This is a genomic window from Anabaenopsis arnoldii (assembly GCF_028331025.1).
GTDB classification, from domain to species: Bacteria; Cyanobacteriota; Cyanobacteriia; order Cyanobacteriales; family Nostocaceae; genus Anabaenopsis; species Anabaenopsis arnoldii.
Map to the genome: position 1 here is coordinate 1 of NZ_JAQMUH010000034.1, position 3,588 is coordinate 3,588.

Here is a 3,588-nt window from a genome sequence, read left to right on the forward strand (position 1 = left end):
CGCTTCAACCATAGGGTGATGGTGTTGCGACTAATATTAAACATTTGACTGGCTTGAGTTTTCTTCAAGCCATCGAGTTCAATCGCTTGGATTACTTTTTGACGAAGGTCGTAACTGTACGGCTTGGGCATATACCTGTAGTAAGCGATCGCTTCACATGAAAAGGGACTACTTATAGTTTATACTTAAATTACCTCGCTGGTTGCTATACCTGTAGCAAGCGATCGCTTCACGTGAAAAGGGACTACTTATAGTTTATGCTTAAATTAACTTGGCGGTTGCTATAACAATTGATACCATTTTACAGGCTTGGGAATGGGATCCCATTGGGGTAACTAGCCTGATGATTGCCTTACTCTCCCCACCCTTTTGCGGTTCCAAACGCGCCCACGAAAAAAAACAAATCCTCCTGCGGGAACTCCCTCAGCGGCTGGTGCAAATTCAGCAACCCCAGGAACTCCCCCTCCCCATATTCGTGGCTACCTATATGTATTGTAGTTATGCTGAGGGACTCAACAAAGAAGACATTAAAAAACCCATTCACCAATTAGCCAGGCAGATTTTAGCCTCCTGGACAATAGAGGATTTTACCCCGGCGTAATTTTAGTAAAACGATTTTAGTATAATTTTTTGGAATTTATTAATTTACTGTACTAAATTAATAAATTTTAGACTTGACTGTCCCTATACATAATAACCTTTCACTACTTTCTAGTAAATCCATTTGATGATAATTAAAACACTTCCTTAAATTTTCAGGAGTACCTATATCTAAATTAATTAAATAATCTTCATATAACTTTTTTCCCTTTCCTACAGGTACTATTTTAATATCATCACAATATTTTTCTAGTAAATATGTCACCTCTGAAATAGTAAAAAATCTTGCAGTGTAAAGAGGATCATCAGTTTTTAGGTTATTAAAGTATTCTACAAAAGAAGCGTTATGAGCATTATGTACTGCTACCATCATTCTTTTACTTGTAACTCTATATTGCTCAGAAACCAGTAAATTAATTTCATCATTATTGGAGAAATTACTCCAGAAGCCGTTGTGATAGGAGACATCAAAGCATTTATCATTAAAAGGTAATTGAAAAGCATCAGCTTGAATGATGAAATTTTCATATTCTGGGAATTGCATTTTAGCTTTTTCAACTGATTTATCAGAAAAGTCTATACCATAACATTCTAAGCCCCAGTTATTTATTTTTGCCATATCTCGAAAACTGCCAGCGCCAATTTCTATAATTTTTTTCTCATTACTTTCTAGGAAAGCGTATAAGTAATGTGCAAATCTTGTATCATTCTGATAACGATCAAAAATTTTCACCCATTCTGAATCCCAATAGTTTTTATCTCTTAATAAGTCCATTTATTTGTCACCCTAAAATATACCATCATTGTTAACACATATCATTTCTTAAAACATAAAAGCCAAAAGTGTTGAATTAAAACATAAAACTTTACACTTGTCCAGACAAGGGTAAGCTATTATGCAGCTAGATTATATAATAGAGAAAAAGTTAAAAATAAAGGTAATGCTGTTTATACGATTTAGCTGCACAACAGCTTATTTCGCATCAGAGGGTGTTTGACAACTTTTAGATGGTGAGTTTAGACACTTGCAGATCCCGCCCTGCCCCCCTAATAACGTGGGAAATAAAGTGAAAGTCCCCCTTTTTAAGGGGAATTTAGGGGGATATAAAATTTTTGATACATCATGAGAGACTTTTCAAACAACATCTAAGAGCTATGAGGCTTATGGAGTCTGTCTTGTAGCTTATTTTGTCGCCACGTCAGGGCAAAACCTTCTTTGTTTAGGTTTTGGATTAGATTCATTGCTACAGAAATTTACACATGAATTGACATACTTTTTAATTTAAATGTGTATTATGTCTACATACCTTTTTGATATAATTTGCTGCTTATACGCTATTTCTTGAGCAATGGGTAACCCTTGAAAACATTTAAGATGGTTGCCAACAAAATCATAGCCAGCAATAATCGAAAAACTTATTCCTGCTGAGAATCTAGGATTAATATCCATGAGAAAATATCTACCCTGAAAAAGAATAAATTCAACATTAACACAACCAATTATATCTAAAGATTCTGTAATTTGATTCACTATATAGTTTAATTTATCATCTTTAAATAGTTCAATTACTACACCTGCACCATTAACTGTTCTTAACAATTCCTTGCGAAAAATAGAAACTTGATTTTTAAACTTATCCCTAATTGTATCCACAGTTATATAACTTCCGTCAATACATGGTTGAAAAATATAGTCTTGTGGTTGATCAATAGCATTTTGAAGATGTTTTTTATTGCTAGATTTAATCAAACCTTCGGAACTTCTACCTTTTCTTGGCTTTGCTATTATGTTGTTATACTTATTGATGTCAATATCATCTACACTTTCAAAAGTTGGTATCACTAATATTTCACTGTTTTGCTTAAAAAAATTAAAAAGGTTAAATTTATCTCTTGCTATTTGTGTAGAATGTGGATATGGACAACATATAGTTATACCTTTATTGCGAAAGTGTTGAATTTGCATACATAATACATCTATTTCAGGATCAGTGAGTGGAATTACAAAATCTACTTTATTTGAGTGGCAAATTTCTAAAATATATTCAATGTATTCTTTGTTTTTTGCTAGAGGTACTTGATAAAAAGAATCAACTAACTTTGATGTTACTATCCATTCTTGAGGGTAAATATCAAAACCTATAATTCTATGGTTACTGTTTTTTCTCAGTGATTTAATCACTGCTTCAGATGACATAGAACCAATTGCTGTTACTGCAATATTCATTGATATTAAGAAATGCAATTTATACTAAAAAATAAATTTTAAAAATCAGCTAATTTTGTGTTGTTGTATCTGAAAATTCCTGAAATTTAGTCATCAAGGCTAATTTAATTACTTGACATATTTCAGTAATATCCTCCTCAGAAATCGCTGTCCCCGTCGGTAAAACCAACACCCTCTGACCTAACTTCTCAGTCTCAGGTAACAACAAACCCGCATGGGGGAAATAAGAGCGATAGGGTTCCATACGGTGACAACCGGGATAAAAATAGCGCCTCGCAATCACATTCTCAGCATGGAGAATCTTGATTAACATATCCCGACTAACTTGGGCTTCCTCCTCGTCTATCTCCAAGACAATATACTGGTAATTATGCTTTTCAGCCTGATTCACCGGAAACAAGGACACCCCAGCAATACCAGCTAAACCTTCTTGATAACAGTAATAGTTGCGGCGGTTAACCTCAATAAACTCCTCCATACTTTCTAGGGAAGTTAACCCCATAGCGGCGGATACCTCCGACATTTTCCCATTAGTACCTAAATAGATGACATTATCAAAACCAGAAAAGCCAAAGTTTTTCATTAACCGCAGCTTCTGATTTAACTCATCATCATTGGTGACAATTGCACCCCCTTCAAAGGTATTCATAAACTTGGTCGCATGGAAGCTAAACACCTCCGCGCTGCCAAAGTTACCAATCATTTTACCACCGTGGGAACACCCAAAAGCATGGGAAGCATCAAACATCAGCTTGAGATCA

General features: G+C 34.6%; 5 protein-coding genes. 1 reads left to right on the forward strand and 4 read right to left on the reverse strand.

Annotated elements, in window-relative coordinates; translation table 11 throughout:
- On the reverse strand, positions 1 to 131 hold a 131-nt coding region (locus PN457_RS02725; protein ID WP_271731186.1), incomplete at its 3' end, for an IS630 transposase-related protein.
- A gap of 140 nt (positions 132 to 271) precedes the next feature.
- On the opposite strand from PN457_RS02725, the gene PN457_RS02730 reads away from it, so the two are divergent.
- A complete protein-coding gene (locus tag PN457_RS02730) occupies positions 272 to 601 on the forward strand; it encodes a hypothetical protein (protein WP_271731180.1) in 330 nt (109 codons plus the stop codon).
- Positions 602 to 658: 57 nt separating this feature from the next.
- Here PN457_RS02730 and PN457_RS02735 read toward each other — a convergent pair whose 3' ends face one another.
- From PN457_RS02735 to PN457_RS02745, 3 genes are all read right to left on the reverse strand, one after another.
- Positions 659 to 1,375, reverse strand: coding sequence for a class I SAM-dependent methyltransferase (locus tag PN457_RS02735; protein ID WP_271731183.1), 717 nt, complete (start codon positions 1,373 to 1,375; stop codon positions 659 to 661).
- Positions 1,376 to 1,882: 507 nt separating this feature from the next.
- Complete coding sequence (locus PN457_RS02740; RefSeq protein WP_271731184.1) at positions 1,883 to 2,827, reverse strand: ATP-grasp domain-containing protein; 945 nt, start codon at positions 2,825 to 2,827, stop codon at positions 1,883 to 1,885.
- Positions 2,828 to 2,876: 49 nt separating this feature from the next.
- The coding region (locus tag PN457_RS02745) for a DegT/DnrJ/EryC1/StrS family aminotransferase (protein WP_271731185.1) at positions 2,877 to 3,588 on the reverse strand (712 nt) is incomplete at its 5' end.